General features: G+C 68.3%; 15 protein-coding genes and 1 tRNA gene. 7 read left to right on the forward strand and 9 right to left on the reverse strand.

The window, feature by feature from the left end:
- Positions 1–27: 27 nt before the first annotated feature.
- The 3 genes from ACK3BB_RS06745 (at position 28) to ACK3BB_RS06755 (ending at position 3,967) form a co-directional block, all read left to right on the forward strand.
- The gene (locus ACK3BB_RS06745) at positions 28–864 is read left to right on the forward strand and encodes an ABC transporter ATP-binding protein (RefSeq protein ID WP_428927957.1); all 837 of its coding nucleotides are present in this window, start codon (positions 28–30) and stop codon (positions 862–864) included.
- 124 nt (positions 865–988) lie between these two features.
- The gene (locus ACK3BB_RS06750) at positions 989–2,206 is read left to right on the forward strand and encodes a phenylacetate--CoA ligase family protein (protein WP_428927958.1); all 1,218 of its coding nucleotides are present in this window, start codon (positions 989–991) and stop codon (positions 2,204–2,206) included.
- A 75-nt stretch (positions 2,207–2,281) separates the two neighbouring features.
- Positions 2,282–3,967 (forward strand): ABC transporter permease, encoded by a 1,686-nt coding sequence (locus tag ACK3BB_RS06755; protein ID WP_428927959.1) that lies wholly within the window; start codon positions 2,282–2,284, stop codon positions 3,965–3,967.
- Positions 3,968–4,175: 208 nt separating this feature from the next.
- On the opposite strand, the gene ACK3BB_RS06760 is transcribed toward ACK3BB_RS06755, so the two are convergent.
- The 5 genes from ACK3BB_RS06760 to ACK3BB_RS06780 all read right to left on the reverse strand — a co-directional run bounded on the left by ACK3BB_RS06760 (position 4,176) and on the right by ACK3BB_RS06780 (position 7,803).
- Positions 4,176–5,036: a CobW family GTP-binding protein gene (locus tag ACK3BB_RS06760; protein WP_428928692.1), complete on the reverse strand. Its 861-nt coding sequence runs from the start codon at positions 5,034–5,036 to the stop codon at positions 4,176–4,178.
- Positions 5,037–5,781: 745 nt separating this feature from the next.
- The gene (locus tag ACK3BB_RS06765) at positions 5,782–6,354 is read right to left on the reverse strand and encodes a helix-turn-helix domain-containing protein (protein WP_428927960.1); all 573 of its coding nucleotides are present in this window, start codon (positions 6,352–6,354) and stop codon (positions 5,782–5,784) included.
- A gap of 39 nt (positions 6,355–6,393) precedes the next feature.
- The gene (locus ACK3BB_RS06770; protein ID WP_428927961.1) at positions 6,394–7,269 is read right to left on the reverse strand and encodes an adenylate/guanylate cyclase domain-containing protein; all 876 of its coding nucleotides are present in this window, start codon (positions 7,267–7,269) and stop codon (positions 6,394–6,396) included.
- Between the two features lie 242 nt (positions 7,270–7,511).
- A complete protein-coding gene (gene ykgO, locus ACK3BB_RS06775) occupies positions 7,512–7,637 on the reverse strand; it encodes a type B 50S ribosomal protein L36 (RefSeq protein ID WP_008755722.1) in 126 nt (41 codons plus the stop codon).
- Between the two features lie 91 nt (positions 7,638–7,728).
- Positions 7,729–7,803, reverse strand: a tRNA-Val gene (locus ACK3BB_RS06780).
- Positions 7,804–7,954: 151 nt separating this feature from the next.
- Here ACK3BB_RS06780 and ACK3BB_RS06785 point away from each other — a divergent pair.
- Complete coding sequence (locus ACK3BB_RS06785; RefSeq protein WP_428927962.1) at positions 7,955–8,821, forward strand: N-formylglutamate amidohydrolase; 867 nt, start codon at positions 7,955–7,957, stop codon at positions 8,819–8,821.
- 78 nt (positions 8,822–8,899) lie between these two features.
- Here the strand turns inward: ACK3BB_RS06785 and ACK3BB_RS06790 are convergent, their stop codons facing one another.
- Positions 8,900–10,153 (reverse strand): DNA polymerase IV, encoded by a 1,254-nt coding sequence (locus ACK3BB_RS06790; RefSeq protein ID WP_428928693.1) that lies wholly within the window; start codon positions 10,151–10,153, stop codon positions 8,900–8,902.
- 131 nt (positions 10,154–10,284) lie between these two features.
- Between ACK3BB_RS06790 and ACK3BB_RS06795 the strand changes: the two genes are divergently transcribed.
- Complete coding sequence (locus tag ACK3BB_RS06795) at positions 10,285–10,710, forward strand: NUDIX hydrolase (protein ID WP_428927963.1); 426 nt, start codon at positions 10,285–10,287, stop codon at positions 10,708–10,710.
- A gap of 328 nt (positions 10,711–11,038) precedes the next feature.
- On the opposite strand, the gene pyrF is transcribed toward ACK3BB_RS06795, so the two are convergent.
- The 3 genes from pyrF to cobU form a co-directional block, all read right to left on the reverse strand.
- The gene (gene pyrF, locus ACK3BB_RS06800; RefSeq protein ID WP_428927964.1) at positions 11,039–11,734 is read right to left on the reverse strand and encodes an orotidine-5'-phosphate decarboxylase; all 696 of its coding nucleotides are present in this window, start codon (positions 11,732–11,734) and stop codon (positions 11,039–11,041) included.
- A 607-nt stretch (positions 11,735–12,341) separates the two neighbouring features.
- Positions 12,342–12,944: a histidine phosphatase family protein gene (locus ACK3BB_RS06805; protein ID WP_428927965.1), complete on the reverse strand. Its 603-nt coding sequence runs from the start codon at positions 12,942–12,944 to the stop codon at positions 12,342–12,344.
- On the reverse strand, positions 12,944–13,459 hold the full coding sequence (cobU, locus tag ACK3BB_RS06810) for a bifunctional adenosylcobinamide kinase/adenosylcobinamide-phosphate guanylyltransferase (RefSeq protein WP_428927966.1): 516 nt from the start codon (positions 13,457–13,459) through the stop codon (positions 12,944–12,946). Before cobU ends, ACK3BB_RS06805 begins: the two co-directional genes overlap by 1 nt.
- Before the next feature lie 103 nt (positions 13,460–13,562).
- Between cobU and ACK3BB_RS06815 the strand changes: the two genes are divergently transcribed.
- Positions 13,563–14,441, forward strand: coding sequence for an RNA polymerase factor sigma-32 (locus ACK3BB_RS06815; protein WP_428927967.1), 879 nt, complete (start codon positions 13,563–13,565; stop codon positions 14,439–14,441).
- Between the two features lie 77 nt (positions 14,442–14,518).
- Entirely contained in the window at positions 14,519–15,253 is a 735-nt protein-coding gene (locus tag ACK3BB_RS06820; RefSeq protein WP_428927968.1) for a ChaN family lipoprotein, read from the forward strand.
- The last annotated feature ends 14 nt before the right edge of the window (positions 15,254–15,267 follow it).

Genomic DNA, 15,267 nt, shown 5'->3' on the forward strand with positions numbered 1-15,267 from the left:
GGGCGTTCCCAAGCCCAGGAGAGCGCCATGCTGGACGCATCGACCCCGCCCGAGGTGCAGGCCGAGACCCTGCTGGAACTCAGCAATATCGAGGTGATCTACGACCACGTGATCCTGGTGCTGAAAGGTGTCAGCCTGAAGGTGCCCAAGGGGGGCATCACGGCCCTGCTGGGGGGCAACGGGGCGGGCAAGACGACAACGCTGAAGGCGGTGTCGAACCTGTTGAAATCGGAACGTGGCGAGGTGACCAAGGGGCGGATCACCTATCGCGGCGAAAACGTCCATGACAGCGAGCCCTCGGCTCTGGTGCGCCGGGGCGTGATCCAGGTGATGGAGGGGCGCCATTGCTTCGAACACCTGACGGTCGAGGAGAACCTGCTGACCGGGGCCTATACGCGGGGCGTGTCCAAGGCCGATATCCAGGCTGACCTGGAACTGGTCTATTCCTATTTCCCGCGGCTGAAGGAACGGCGCCGGAGCCAGGCGGGCTATACCTCGGGCGGTGAGCAGCAGATGGTGGCGATCGGGCGGGCGCTGATGTCGAAGCCCGAGACGATCCTGCTGGACGAGCCGTCGATGGGGCTGGCGCCGCAGCTGGTGGAACAGATCTTCGAGATCGTGAAATCGGTGAACGAGAACGAGGGCGTGACCTTCCTGCTGGCCGAGCAGAACACCAACGTGGCCCTGCGCTATGCCCATTACGGGTACATCCTGGAATCGGGGCGCGTGGTGATGGACGGGCTGGCGGCCGATCTGCGCGAGAACCCGGACGTCAAGGAATTCTACCTGGGCATGTCGGAAGAGGGGCGGAAATCGTTCCGCGACGTGCGGTCCTATCGGCGGCGGAAAAGATGGCTGAGCTGAGCGGCCCGGCGGCTGCCGGTGTTCTTGTGATTGCCCTTGCGGAGGGCAGGCCGGCTCTTCGGGCCGTTGCCGGCCCGCCTCGCGATTTGCGCCTGCCTGCGCTGCTGGAAAGGAGACCCTGCCCATGACCCATTACGATGCGCTGGAGACCCGCAGCGCCGATGCGCGGGCCGCCGACATGGCCCGGCTGCTGCCCGAACAGGTGGCCCGGGCCCAGGCGCTGCCGGGCTATGCCGGATCGCTGGCCGGGATCGACGCCGCAACGGTGACGGATAGTGCGGCCCTGGCCCGGCTGCCGGTGCTGCGCAAGGCCGACCTGGGTCGGGCCCAGGGGGCGGATGCGCCGCTGGGGGGCTTTGCCGCCCGTCCGGCCAGCGGCTTTGCCCATGTGTTCCAGTCGCCCGGGCCGATCTACGAACCCGGGGGGATCGAACATGATTGGTGGCGGATGGGCCGGTTCCTGCATGCGGCGGGCATCGGCCGGGGCGACATCGTGCAGAACTGCTTTGGCTATCACCTGACGCCCGCGGGCATGATCTTTGAAAGCGGGGCGCGGGCGGTGGGCGCGGCGGTGCTGCCGGCGGGCACCGGCCAGACTGAACTGCAGGTCACGGCGGCGCGCGACATCGGCACGACGGCCTATGCCGGCACGCCCGATTACCTGAAGGTCATCCTGGACAAGGCCGATGCCATGGGCGTGGCGCTGAAACTGTCGCGGGCGGTGGTGGGCGGCGGCGCGCTGTTCCCGTCGCTGCGGCGGGAATACGCGGACCGGGGCATTGCCTGCCTGCAAAGCTATGCCACGGCCGACCTGGGCAACATCGCCTATGAAAGCGCGGCGATGGACGGGATGATCGTCGACGAAGGCGTGATCGTCGAAATCGTGACCCCCGGCACGGGCAGCCCGGTGGCTCCGGGCGAGGTCGGCGAAGTCGTGGTCACGACGCTGAACCCCGATTACCCGCTGATCCGTTTTGCCACCGGCGACCTGAGCGCGGTGATGGACGGGCCAAGCCCCTGCGGGCGGACCAACATGCGCATCCGGGGGTGGATGGGCCGGGCCGACCAGACGACCAAGATCAAGGGCATGTTCGTGCGCCCCGAACAGGTGGCCGCGCTGGTCGAGCGCCATGCCGAGATCGTCAAGGCCCGGGTGGTGGCCAGCCGGGCCGGCGAGATGGACACGATGACCGTGCGGATCGAGGCGGCGGGCGGTGATGCCGATGCCTATGCGCTGTCGGTGGCCGAGGTGCTCAAGCTGAAGGGCGCGGTCGAGATCGTGGCGCCGGGATCGCTGCCCAAGGACGGTTTGGTGATCGAGGATCAGCGCAGCTACGACTGAGCCCGGGGCGAGATCGGGCGGGCGGGGCAAAAAGCCTCTGGAAAGCCGGGCCGATCGGTTCGATAACCTGCGGCCATGACGACATCCGAAGACAGGCCCGCCGTGTCCGTTCCCCCCGATAGCGCCCCGCGCCGCCGTGATGGCCGCGTGGTGGGCGGGCTGGCCCAGGTCGTGGCGCTGGTCTGCCTGCTGCCCATGGTGGCCGTGGCCCTGGCCGCGCTGACCGGGGGTACCGATACGGTGGCCCACCTGCTGGATACCGTGCTGCCGGGCTATGCGCTGACGACGCTGAAACTGGCCGCGCTGGTGGCGGCGGGCACGCTGGTCATCGGGGTGGGCACGGCCTGGCTGGTGACCTCGGCCCGGTTCCCCGGCGCGCGCTGGCTGGAAATCGCGCTGGTGCTGCCGCTGGCCTTCCCGGCCTATGTGCTGGCCTATGCCTATACCTTCGTGCTGGATCACCCGGGCATCGTGCAGGCCACGCTGCGCCAGGTCACCGGCTGGGGCCCGCGCGACTATTGGTTCCCCGAGATCCGGTCCGAGGGCGGCGCGGCGCTGATGCTGGTCCTGGTGCTGTATCCCTATGTCTACCTGCTGGCCCGGGCGGCCTTTCTGCAGCAATCGGCCGCGGCCTTTGTCGCCGCCCGCACCCTGGGCCGGACCCAGTTCGGGGCCTTCTGGTCGGTGTCCCTGCCCATGGCCCGGCCGGCGATTGCGGGAGGGGTGCTGCTGGCGGTGATGGAAACCATCGCCGATTACGGCACGGTGGCGCATTTCGGCGTGCCGACCTTTGCCACCGGGATCTACACCAGCTGGTTCTCGCTGGCCGATCGGGCCGGGGCCGCGCAGCTGGCGCTGTGCCTGCTCAGCTTTGCCCTGGTGCTGGCCGTGCTCGAACGCCAGACCCGGGGGGCGGCGCGCTATCACGGGGCGGGCAAGCGCCATGTCGGCCTGCCGCCGCGCCAGCTGTCGGGCGGGCGGGCCATCGCGGCAACGCTGGCCTGTGCGCTGCCGGTCGTGCTGGGCTTTGCCCTGCCGGTGGTCATCCTGCTGGCCATGGGGATCGGGTCGGAACAGGACCTGCTCAGCCGGCGCTACACGGGGTTCATCCGCAATTCGCTGATCCTGGCCTCGGTCTCGGCGGTGGTGACGCTGGCCGCGGCGATCTGCATCAGTTTCTACCAGCGCCTGCGCCCGGGGCGGCGGGCCGCGGGCACGGCCTATGTGGCGCGGCTGGGCTATGCCGTGCCGGGTGGGGTGATTGCCGTGGGGCTGATGGTGCCCTTCGCGGCCTTCGACAATGCGCTGGATGCGGTCATGCGGGCGCGGTTCGACGTGTCGACGGGGCTGCTGATCACCGGGTCGATCTGGCTGATGGTCGCGGCGTTCATGGTGCGGTTCCTGGCCGCGGCGCTGGGGGCCTATGAAGGCGGGCAGAGCACGATCCATGCCAACATGGATGCCGCGGCCCGGTCTCTGGGCCAGACGCCCTGGGGCACGCTGCGCCGGGTGCACCTGCCGATCCTGACGCCCAGCCTGCTGACGGCCCTGCTGATCGTCTTTGTCGACGTGATGAAGGAACTGCCGGCCACGCTGATCCTGCGGCCGTTCAATTTCGACACCCTCGCGGTGCAGGCCTTTCGGCTGGCCTCGGACGAGCGGCTGGAAGGGGCGGCCGTGCCGTCGCTGGTCATCCTGGCCGTGGGGCTGTTGCCGGTCATCCTGATCTGCCGCCAGGTCGGCAGGCAGGCGGGCCGCTGATCTGGCGCGCGCCAGTTCCGGCCAGGCGCCGCCCTGCTGCTTCTTTCTCTTCTCAAGTATCCTCCTCACCCATCGTTCGCGCAGGTGCCGGGACGATGGCGACGTGGCCTTCTTCTGAAACGATGCGCGGGCGGAGGCGGCGTGCCGGATATTTAAGAAGAGAAAGAAGCAGGAAGGGGCGCCCCGGGGCCGGTGGGCACGCCTTGTTTCAGGCGGCCCACCAGGCTTCGATCTCGTCGGGCGAGATGCGGTCGGCGGGGCCGAGGCCGACAAGGGTGGTGCGATCGGCGCTGGTGCGCCTGGCTTCGAGGAAGCGGCCGACGCAGTGGATCTCGTAGGCGCCGTCGCCGGTCAGGACGAAGCCCTTGAGCCGGTAGAGCCCGGCCGGGCGGTTTTCCAGTTTCTCGCCGAGCGCGCGGCGGTCGAGGACGCGGTCGCTGTCGTGTTGCCAGGCGGCATAGGCCGGATGGGCGGCGGGGGTTGCGCCGCGGGGCAGGGGCACCAGGTCGAAAAGCAGGTCCGACAGCGGGGCCGCGCCGGCCAGCATCGGGGGGCGGGCGCCGATGGATTGAAGCCGGGCCGCAAGGCCGGTGTCCAGCTCCGTGGTCTTGGTGAGCAGGATCAGGTCGGCGCCGGTGATCTGCTGGGTGACCTGGGGGGCGACCAGCGGATCGTCGAGCAGGGCGTCGATGTTCTGGCCATCGACCGGGGTGACGATGCCGGCATAGCCAAGCTCGGGTTCACCGCGCAGGGCCTGGGCAATGGCCACCGGATCGGCAATGCCCGAGGCCTCGATGATGAGATGGTCGGGGCGGTCCGGGCTGTCGAGAACCTGGTTCAGGGCCTTGAAGAGATCGGTGTCCATCGTGCAGCAGACACAGCCGTTGGTCAGGGCGATGGTGTCGTCGCCCCGGGCCGAGATCAGGGCGTCGTCAATGTTGATCGCGCCGAAATCGTTGACCAGGATCATCAGTTTCAGCCCGTGGTCCTCGGCCAGAAGGCGGTTGATCAGGGTGGTCTTTCCGGCGCCGAGATAGCCCGAGATGATGGTCAGGGGCAGGCGCATCAGGCGGTCTCCGGGGATGTGTGGCAGGCAGGGGGGAATGGGGTGGCAGCGGGCAAATGGGGGTCGGTCATGTCGTCACCTGGTTGGAGCCGGCGCAGGGTGGCGCAAAGCCCGGGCGGGGCCAAGGGGAAAGGGGTGGACCTGTGCCTTGGTCGTAGGTTGGGCGATGGGATGGCGCTCGGGGAGATCAATGGCGGCGTGCGGGTCGGGTAGAGGTGTCCGGGGCGGGCGGTGAGCGAAGGGGACGGCATCCGGGTAGAGTGGGGAGCAAGGGCGCGCGCCGGGGACGGTTGGCGAGCCGAGGAGATGGCGGCCGGGTCAGGGCATTGGCGGCGGCGTCGGGGCGAGGCGGCGGCAATCGGGAAGGTTTTCGGTCCGGGCGGGCGGCTGTGGGGGCGTTGGTCGGGGTGGCTGGAGCCAGGCGGCGAATGTGGGCACTGTCGGCGGGTCGGTTGCAGAGATGGGGCAGCCCGCCGCAGTGATGCGGCGGCTGGTCATGGTATGGCCCAATTGAGCCTGACCGTGCGCGCCGCTTGACGGGGGGAAACCGCTGCTCCGTCCGGGGCGGCAGGTCGGGCCAGCGTCAGGTCGAGCCAGTGTCAGGTCTGGCTAATGGCAGGTCTGGCTAATGGCAGGTCGGGCTAGTGGCAGGTTGGGCCAGTGGCAGGTTGGGCCAGTGGCAGGTCGGGCCAGTGCCATGTTGGCCCAGTGCCAGGTCTGGCTGCTGTCAGGCCGTGGACATCAGACGTCAGGCAGTGAACATCAGGTAGCGCCCGCCCGATTTGCCGACGCCGGTCAGCACCAGCGCATGGTCGAGGAACAGCCGCAGGCTGTCGCCCTTGCGCATGTCGAATGTCGCCTCGTCGAAGACCGCCGTCAGCCGGCCTTCGGTCACCACCAGGTGCGCCTCGCGACCGCCGGCCGCGGGAACCTCGCGCGACACGGTGCGGGGCAGGTGGCCTTCGGTCACGGCCGTGCCATAGCCTTCGGCCGCCGGCGAGACCTGGCGCTCTTCGGCCCCGGTCGTGGCGTCGGTGGACAGGTCCTGGGCATCGCGGGTCAGCACCTGGGGCGCGTCGGCCTCGGCCAGGCGCATCAGCCGGGCGGCGGGCATGTCATAGGCCCGGGCGATGCGGGCCAGTGCATGGGCCGTCGGGCTGACATCGCCATGTTCCAGCCGCGACAGCGTCGCCCGGGACACGCCGCAGCGGTCGGTCAGATCATCCAGCGACCATCCGGCCTGGTGACGCAGATCCCGGAAACAGCGGGCCAGGCGTTCGGTCAGGCGGTCATGCTTCCTGATTTCGGCAATATCTTCCATTTCAGCAAGGATGTGCCCCTGCTGCGCGAAATGCAAGACTCATCGCACGGAAAGGTTGTGAGTGATGAAGGCTATGGCACAGGGGCTGTCCGGACCGGCGCGCGTTCCGGCAAAGATGATGCCGCTGCCCGACAGAAGGGTCGCCCGCCGATGCACCGTGATCTGCTTGCCGTCGGACAATTGCACCACGCTGCCCGACGAGGAATGGTCGGAATATTCCAGCTGGTGATGGCGGATGGCGATCTGGGCATGTTTGCGCGACACCCAGGCCTCGGCGATGACGATGTCGTTCTCGGACGACCGGCCGATGCTTAGCGTTTCGCCCTCGGCAATGTGCCACGACCGCCCGCCAAAGGAGAACTCGGCGCCCTGGGCCCGGGGGCGGTCGTCGCTGGCCGGGCGAATCGACACCACGGTCTGCTGGTTGAAATCCTGGACCGAGCCCGAATAGACCCGGGTCGGATCGGCCTTGCCCTTGAGTTGCAGCTGGCCGATGGGCAGCAGCCGCATGCGGGTCTCCGGTTCGAGCATGTCGAAGGTGCTGTCGCCCAGCAGCACCTCGCCCGACTTGGCCAGCGAGGCCAGCCGGGCGGCGGTGTTGACCACGTCGCCGTAGATGTCGTTCTCGTGGTTGAGAAACGCGCCCATGTACATGCCGGCGTGAATCGACAGCCCGTCCGACCAGGCCTCGTTGATCATGTCCCAGGCGGCGGCAAAGGCCTGTTCGGGCTGGTCGAAATAGCTCAGCACGTCGTCGCCCTGGGATTTCACGCAGGTGCCGCCCTGGGCTTCGACCATCTCGCGCATGCGCTCCAGCATCTGGCTGATCTTTTCCAGCGCATTGGCATTGCCGGAGAGGTCGTAAAGCTTGGTGCTGCCGGAAATGTCGGCCATCAGAACGCAGGCAACCGGCATTCGACCCCCCCACAGGTAGCAAAGACGGCGGCCGGCAGGCGCCGGCCTTTTTCATGAAATCACGTGCGCGGACTTTAGCGGGGCCGGGCCGGATTCGGCAAGGAATCAGCAGGCGGGCGGGGAAAGGGGCGCTTTGCCGCGGGTCGGGCGACGCGCCGCCCGTACATGGGGCAGGGGCCATCCGCACAAAGAAAAACCGCGCCCGAAGGGCGCGGCCTGATCGCTGTCGAGTTCCGGTGAACTCAGCCCTGGCGGGCTTTGAACTTGCGCTGCGTCTTGTTGATGACGTAGACGCGCCCCTTGCGCCGCACGATCCGGCAGTCGCGGTGCCGGTTCTTGAGCGAGCGGAGCGAGTTCTTGACCTTCATGGCCTCTCTCCTTCGTTCGGCGCGGCCAGCTAAGGGCGCCAGGGTTGCGGGTGCCCCGGTCTGGCGGTGCCGGACCGGGGCGATGAAATCATGGTGGGCGGTACAAGGATCGAACTTGTGACCCCTTCGATGTCAACGAAGTGCTCTACCGCTGAGCTAACCGCCCATGATTACCAGCGTGTTTTCCTGCCCCATCAAACAAACGGGGCGCGGATGACCGCGCCGGTGGAGGGCGTATAAAAGGAGTCGTGAGCAGGCGCAAGACCCTTTTGGCAAGAGAAGTTTCCGGTCTATGATGTTCCGGATAAGGAGCGCCGATGTCCAACCCCGCATTCGAAGTGCTGATGCCGCCCGAACGGCTGTCCAGCGTGGTCTTTGCCTCGCCGCATTCGGCCCGCTACTACCCCCGCCATTTCGTGAACCGGTCGGTTCTGGACGAACATACCATACGCACATCCGAAGATGCCTTTGTGGATCAGCTCTTTGCGCCGGCTGCGGAATTCGGCGCGCCGCTGCTGACCGCCCGGGTGCCGCGGGCCTATGTCGACCTGAACCGGTCGGCCGACGAGCTGGATCCGGCGCTGGTGATGGGCGCGCGCAAGCAGGGGCACAACCCGCGCGTGGCCTCGGGGCTGGGCGTGATTCCCCGGGTTGTGGCCAATGGCCGGGCGATCTATCGCGGCAAGATCACGATGGACGAGGCCCGGATGCGAATCGATCGCTACTGGCGGCCCTACCACCTGGCCCTGCAGGGGCTGTTGGCCGAGGCGCACCAGATGTTCGGCGAGGCGATCCTGGTCGATTGCCATTCGATGCCCCACGAGGCGATGGATGGCATCGCCCGCAAGGGCCAGCGCCGGCCGGAGATCGTGCTGGGTGACCGATTCGGCGCGGCGGCCAGCAGCGACGTGGTCGACCGGATCGAATCGGCCTTTGCCCGGGCGGGGTTCATGGTCGCGCGCAACGCGCCCTTTGCCGGGGCCTATGTCACCCAGGCCTATGGCCGGCCCTCGCGCAACCAACATGCCATTCAGATCGAGATCGACCGCGCGCTCTACATGGATGAAAAGCGCATCCGCCCGAACGCGCGTTATGCCACCTTCAAGGCGCTGCTGCGCCGGGTGATCGCCGATGTCGCGGCAATCGGCGCCGGAGGCGACGCGATTCCGCTGGCTGCCGAATAGGGTCGGGCACCGGCTGCCCGCGCCGATGCAGGCGCGAGCGCGGGCAAGCACCGGCCGCAACCCGCAACATGACGCGGCCTAGCGCAGCGACCGGCCCTTGACGATGGCATCGGTGCCGAACCGCGCGCGGATGCGGTCGGCGGCCCGTTCGGCCCCGGCCCGCCGCCCGGCTTGCGGGTCCAGCAGGTCGCCCGACAGATCCGCCTCGCCCTCGGGGCACAGCTCGGACAGGCCGCAGCCGATCAGCCGATAGGGCCCGTCGTCGCGCACCTGGTCCAAAAGGCCCCGGGCCGTGCGATAGAGCGTGTCGCACAGCTGGGTCGCGTCGCGCAGGGCCACCCGGCGGGTCAGGATGCGGTGATCGGCCTTCTTCAGCTTCAGCACCACGACCCGCCCGGCCAGCCCGCGGGCCTTGGCCCGGGCCGAGACCTTTTCGGCCAGCCGCCAGATATGGCCATCCAGGATGTCGCGGTCGGCAGTGTCCTCGAAAAAGGTCGTTTCGTGGCTGATCGACTTGATCGGCTCATGGGCCGTCACCCGCCGGCGGTCCTCGCCCCGGGCCAGGTGATACAGCCGTTCGCCCATCGACCCGAATCGCGCGACCAGGTCGGTCCGGTCCCAGCGCCGCAGGTCGGCAAAGGTGCGGATGCCGGCCTTTTCCAGCGCCGCGCCCGAGGCCTGGCCCACGCCCCAGATCAGCCCGACGGGCCGCGGGGCCAGGAAATCCATCGTCTCGGCCTTGCCGATCACCGAAAACCCCCGGGGCTTGTCCAGGTCCGAGGCCACCTTGGCCAGGAACTTGTTGTGCGACAGGCCGATCGACCCGGTCACGCCCAGCTCGTTATGCATCCGCCGCACCAGCCGGGCCAGCACGATGGCCGGCGGCGCGCCGTGCAGCTTTTCGGTGCCGGTCAGGTCCAGGAAGGCCTCGTCCAGCGACAGCGGCTGGATCGCCGGGGTCAGCTCTTCCATCATGGCGCGGATCTGTTTGGACACCTCGACATAGACCGACATGCGCGGCTTGATCACCACCGCCTCGGGGCAGAGCTTGAGCGCCTGGAACATCGGCATGGCCGAGCGCACGCCGCGGATGCGGGCGATGTAGCAGGCCGTCGACACCACCCCCCGCCGGCCGCCGCCGATGATCACCGGCTTGTCGGCCAGTTCCGGGTTGTCGCGCTTTTCGACCGAGGCATAGAATGCGTCGCAATCCATATGTGCGATCGACAGGGTGAAAAGCTCGGGATGGGCCAGCACGCGCGGGCTGCCGCAGGACGGACAGCGGGCCTGGCCCGCGGTGCGGGCAAGGCAGGCGCGGCAGAAGGCTGGCACGGACCCTTGCATGAACCCTGGTCTCCGGGCTTGGATGGAAGAAACTGTTGCATACATCTGAGAAGCTGTCGCGGAAAGTGCAACGCCTGACGGATGCGATGGCAGGAATGCGACGTGAAAGGTCACGAGTGATGGAGTTCTCCGGCGCCAAGACGGCGGTCTTCCTGGGGTCGCAGCTGCTGGTCATCCAGCGCGACGATATCCCCGACATCCCCTGGCCCGGCCGGTGGGACCTGCCCGGAGGCGGGCGCGAGGGGGACGAAACGCCCGAGCAATGCGCCCTGCGCGAAACCCGCGAAGAGGTCGGGCTGGACCTTTGCCAGGACGACCTGGTCTGGGCGCGCAGCTATCGCCGCCCGCGTGGCACGGTCTGGTTCTTCGTGGCCCATCTGCCGGCCGGTGCGCGCCAGGCCATCCGTTTCGGTGACGAGGGCCAGGGCTGGCGGCTGATGGACCCGGCCGATTACCTGGCGCATCCGCTCAACATCCCGCATTTCGCCGACCAGTTGCGGGCCTATCTCGATCATCCCCGCGCGGCCGAGCGGCTGGCCTCCTGATCGGGGCGCCCGGAGGCGGGAAAACTGTCCGTCATGTGGCCAGTCTGACCGGCGCGCGACAGGGCCATGCCACGGCGCGGCCTGCCGATGCCCGGCCGGTCGGTCTTTCGTGAAATTCGGAAAAAACACCCCCTTCTCGTAAAGGCCCCCCGCACGATGGGCGGGGGGAGGTAACGAACCACAGGAAGAGGTAAGGTCCGTTTGGGGAGTGTCTTGCCGTTAACAATGTAGGAATTGTCGCAAGACGCAAAGTCGGGAATGCCCGACCCCGGCCGGGATCGGACATTGTGTGCCCGTGCGATCACAAATCAGGCTGTGACGGTCCGTTTCAGGCGGATTTCAGCTCACCCAGGATGCCGCGCGCGGCCTCGACGGGCTTGTCGGCGGCATAGATCGGGCGACCGACCACGATGTGGTCAGCCCCGGCGGCCACGGCGCTGGCCGGGGTGGCGATGCGCTTCTGGTCGCCCGCGGCCCCGCCGGCCGGGCGCACGCCCGGGGTGACGATCAGCCGGCCGGCCGCATTGGGCAGGGCGCGGATGGCGGCGGCTTCGTGGGGCGAGGAAATCACCCCGTCGGCCCCGGCGTCAAAGGCCCGGGCGGCGCGTTCGACGGCAATCTCGGCCAGGTCGCCGGGCTGCATCATGCCGGCATCCAGGTCGCCCCGGTCCAGCGAGGTCAGCACGGTGACGGCCAGGATCTTCATGCCCGAACCGGCAGCGCCCTGCTTGGCGGCCTGGACCACGTGCGGGTCGCCATGGACGGTGAGGAAATCGATGTCGAACTGGGTGAACCCGCGCACGGCATTTTCCACGGTGTTGGAAATGTCGAACAGCTTCATGTCCAGGAAGATGCGCTTGCCGTGTTCTTGTTTCAGCTCGTTGGCCAGGCCCAGCCCGCCGGTGGTCAGCATGCCGAGCCCGATCTTGTAGAAGGACACGGCATCGCCCAGCTCCTGGGCCATGTTCAGCCCGGCCAGGGCGTTGGGCACGTCAAGAGCGACGATGAGGCGGTCGTCGGACATCAGGGTCTCCTTTTCGGGCTGTTTGCGCGGTTTGGTCGGTCGGGGCCGGTCTTGTCAAGGGCCGGAGCCGCCGATCTGGGGCGGGTGGGGCGAAAAAGGATGCCCGGGCTGGGGTATGCGGGAAACGGTTCGGGGAGAGGGAAGGCGAAGTGGTGTGAGGATTGGGGAGCGGGATGAGGACAGAGTGCGCGACGAGGCGCGGGGAGCGGTGCTGGGCGCGCGGGATAGGCGGTGCGCGAAGCGGTGTGAGGAAAAGGGGGGGGCGGCACCGAGACAGGGTGGGCGAAGGGTCGTGACGACAGGGGAGTGATGCAGGTGCTGGGCGCGCGAGATGGGCGGTGCGCGAAGCGGTGTGACGATTTGGGAACGGCACAGGGACAGAATGCGCGAAGAGGCGTCGGGGCAGCGGTACGAGGGCAGGGGCGCGCGAGATATGCAGTGCGCGGAGAGGGGAGCGTGAAAGCGTTGCGAGGATGAGTGCGAGGATGAGAGAGCGGTTCGGGGGCTGGACGGCCGAAGGGGGTGGGACGGGCTACGCGGCGTGGTTCGGCGGGCAGGCGCGCCGGGGAAAACAGCGGGGCCGCCAACATCGCGGCCCCTGCCGCCGTCACGGCAGGTAATTGACCCGCCCGACCTGCCAGCCCGGTTCGTCCGCTTCGCCACGGTCCAGCCGTGTCAGCTCGGTGACCGACAGGTTGTCGATGCGCTGGCCGAAGATCTCGGTCGTGGGCACCTGCAGCGCGCGTTCCAGCTGGCCCAGGATCATGCCGAAATGCGCCACGATGACCAGGTCGGCCCCGGGATGCGCTCGGGCCAGCCGGTCGACGGCCGCGTCGGCCCTTGCGCGCATCTCGTGCCAGCTTTCGCCGTTGGGCGGGCGCACCAGCCCCGGTTCGCTCCAGAAGGCGGTGATCCGCTCAGGATCCTCGGCCTCGATCTCGTCGAACCGGCGCAGCTCCCAGTCGCCGAAATGGATTTCCCGCAGGTTGCGGTCATGGGGCAGGCGGGGGCGGCCCCGCTGGATCGCATCGGCCGTGCCGGTGCAGCGCACCAGGTCCGACGACACCACCAGCGCCTCGCCCGGCAGATGGGCCGACAGCCGGTCGAGCGCGGCCCGGTCGCCCAGGTCGGCCGGCAGGTCGGACCAGCCGACCATGCCCTTGGCATGGGTCGGCCCGTGGCGCACGAGAAACAACCGGTTGCCCGTCATCACGGCGTGCCCTTCAGAACGTTGGGCAACCCGGCCACGACCTGCACGACCAGGTCCGCCCGGGCCGCCAGCGCCACGTTCAGCCGGCCCTGGGTCTCGCGGAACCGCCGGCCCATCGCATGGGCGGGAACCACGCCCTGCCCAACCTCGTTACTGACCACGACAACCGGTGCCCTGCAGGTGGCCAGCGCCTCCATCAGTTCGGCCGACCGGGCGTCCAGGTCCGCTTCGGCCAGCAGATGGTTCGACAGCCAGAGCGTCACGCAATCGACCAGAACGATGCCCCCGGTCACCCCCCCGAGGGCGGAACCCAGGTCGAGCGGCGCTTCGACGGTCTGCCATCCGGCCCCGCGGCGGCCCTGATGAATCTCGATTTTTCGAGCCATTTCAGCGTCATGGGCCTGTGCCGTGGCGATGTAGATCCATGGGCCCGGATGGGCCGTGACCCGGGTTTCGGCATAGGCCGATTTCCCGGACGCTGCGCCGCCTAACACGAATGTGATCGATTGTTTCAAACTTTCTGACCTCCTGCCGTGATCCTTTTGGCGGTCTCAAACGTAACCCTTCTGAAGCCCGGCAAAAACGGCCGGTCATGACAAGAACGAACAGGGGGTCGACATGGCGCTGGACACACCCCGGGACATGACGTTGTCCCGCCAGGCAATGCAAGCGGAACTGCTGGACGCGGAGACAGAGCTGGAATTGGCTTATGCCTGGCGCGACCGACGGGACGAACAGGCCCTGCACCGGCTGATCACGGCCTATATGCGGCTGGCGATTTCGATGGCGGCCAAGTTCAAGCGCTATGGCGCGCCGATGAACGACCTGATCCAGGAGGCCGGGCTGGGCCTGATGAAGGCCGCCGACAAGTTCGACCCCGACCGGGGCGTGCGGTTTTCGACCTACGCGGTCTGGTGGATCCGGGCCTCGGTGCAGGATTACGTGATGCGCAACTGGTCGATGGTGCGCACGGGTTCGACCTCGTCGCAGAAATCGCTGTTCTTCAATATGCGCCGGGTGCAGGCCCGGCTGGAACGCGAGGCGGCCTCGTCCGGGGAACACCTGGACCGTGACCAGCTGCACCAGCTGATCGCCACCGAGATCGGCGTGCCCCTGCATGATGTCGAGATGATGGGCGGCCGGCTGGCCGGGTCCGATTACTCACTGAACGCACCGCAATCGACCGACGAGGACGGGCGCGAATGGATCGACGCGCTGGAAGATGACGGCCGGCAGGCCGCCGAGACGGTCGAGGAACGCCACGACATGGCCCAGCTGCGCGGCTGGCTCGACGAGGCGCTAGGCGGGCTGAACGACCGCGAACGCTTTATCGTGCGCGAACGCAAGATGCGCGAGGATCCCCGCACACTGGAAAGCCTGGGCACCGAACTGGGCCTGTCCAAGGAACGGGTGCGTCAGCTGGAATCGGCGGCTTTCCGCAAGATGCGGAAATCGCTTGAGGGCCAATCGGGGGAAGTGCAACACTTCCTTCTATGAAACACATAGCCCTTGCCATCGCCCTTTGCGCGTCGCCGGCTTTCGCCAGTACCGTGCCGGGGGAGTTGCCGGCAGGGGTGGCGGGGGCCGATGTCCTGTTCATCGGCGAGATCCACGACAATCCACATCACCATGTCCGCCAGGCCGAGTTGACGGCCGCCGCGGCGCCGGCGGCGCTGGTCTTCGAGATGCTGACGCCCGAACAGGCCCGGGCCGCCACGCCCGAGCTGATGGGCGATGCCGACGCGCTTGGCGCGGCGCTTGGCTGGGCCGAGACCGGATGGCCCGATTTTTCCATGTATGCCCCGATCTTTGCCGTCGCACCCGACGCGCGGGTCTATGGCGCGGCCATCCCGCGCGAGGCCGCCCGGGCGGCGATGGGCGAAGGGGTCGTGGCCTGGTTCGGGGGCGACGAGGCCGCCCGGTTCGGGCTGGATGCTCCGCTGGCCGAGGCGGAACAGGCCCGGCGCGAGGCGGTCCAGTTGGCCGCCCATTGCGATGCCCTGCCCGGCGAGATGCTGCCCGTCATGGTCGAGATCCAGCGCCTGCGCGATGCCGCATTGGCCCGGGCGGCGGCGGCGGCGCTGGCCGAAACCGGCGGGCCGGTCGTGGTGATCACCGGCAATGGCCATGCCCGGCTGGACGAGGGCGCGCCGGTCTACCTGGCCCGGGCGCTGCCCGATGCAACGATCCGCAGCTATGGCCAGGCCGAGGATGGCCGGCTGGACGGGCGGTTCGACGCCACCGGAGACAGCCCTGCAGTCGAGCGCGACGATCCCTGCGCGGCCTTCGCGGCCCGGCCGACGGAGTAGGGGCAGAGGGTCCA

It is taken from the genome of Marinibacterium sp. SX1, assembly GCF_050389775.1.
In the GTDB taxonomy this organism is placed as follows: Bacteria; Pseudomonadota; Alphaproteobacteria; order Rhodobacterales; family Rhodobacteraceae; genus Marinibacterium.

Coding starts and splice junctions, on each gene's coding strand:
- ACK3BB_RS06765 (WP_428927960.1), bottom strand. CDS start 6,354: ATGGAAGATATTGCCGAAATCAGGAAGCATGACCGCCTGACCGAACGC.
- ACK3BB_RS06745 (WP_428927957.1), top strand. CDS start 28: ATGCTGGACGCATCGACCCCGCCCGAGGTGCAGGCCGAGACCCTGCTG.
- ACK3BB_RS06805 (WP_428927965.1), bottom strand. CDS start 12,944: ATGACGGGCAACCGGTTGTTTCTCGTGCGCCACGGGCCGACCCATGCC.
- ACK3BB_RS06785 (WP_428927962.1), top strand. CDS start 7,955: ATGTCCAACCCCGCATTCGAAGTGCTGATGCCGCCCGAACGGCTGTCC.
- ACK3BB_RS06755 (WP_428927959.1), top strand. CDS start 2,282: ATGACGACATCCGAAGACAGGCCCGCCGTGTCCGTTCCCCCCGATAGC.
- ACK3BB_RS06815 (WP_428927967.1), top strand. CDS start 13,563: ATGGCGCTGGACACACCCCGGGACATGACGTTGTCCCGCCAGGCAATG.
- ACK3BB_RS06795 (WP_428927963.1), top strand. CDS start 10,285: ATGGAGTTCTCCGGCGCCAAGACGGCGGTCTTCCTGGGGTCGCAGCTG.
- ACK3BB_RS06750 (WP_428927958.1), top strand. CDS start 989: ATGACCCATTACGATGCGCTGGAGACCCGCAGCGCCGATGCGCGGGCC.
- ACK3BB_RS06770 (WP_428927961.1), bottom strand. CDS start 7,269: ATGCCGGTTGCCTGCGTTCTGATGGCCGACATTTCCGGCAGCACCAAG.
- pyrF (WP_428927964.1), bottom strand. CDS start 11,734: ATGTCCGACGACCGCCTCATCGTCGCTCTTGACGTGCCCAACGCCCTG.
- ykgO (WP_008755722.1), bottom strand. CDS start 7,637: ATGAAGGTCAAGAACTCGCTCCGCTCGCTCAAGAACCGGCACCGCGAC.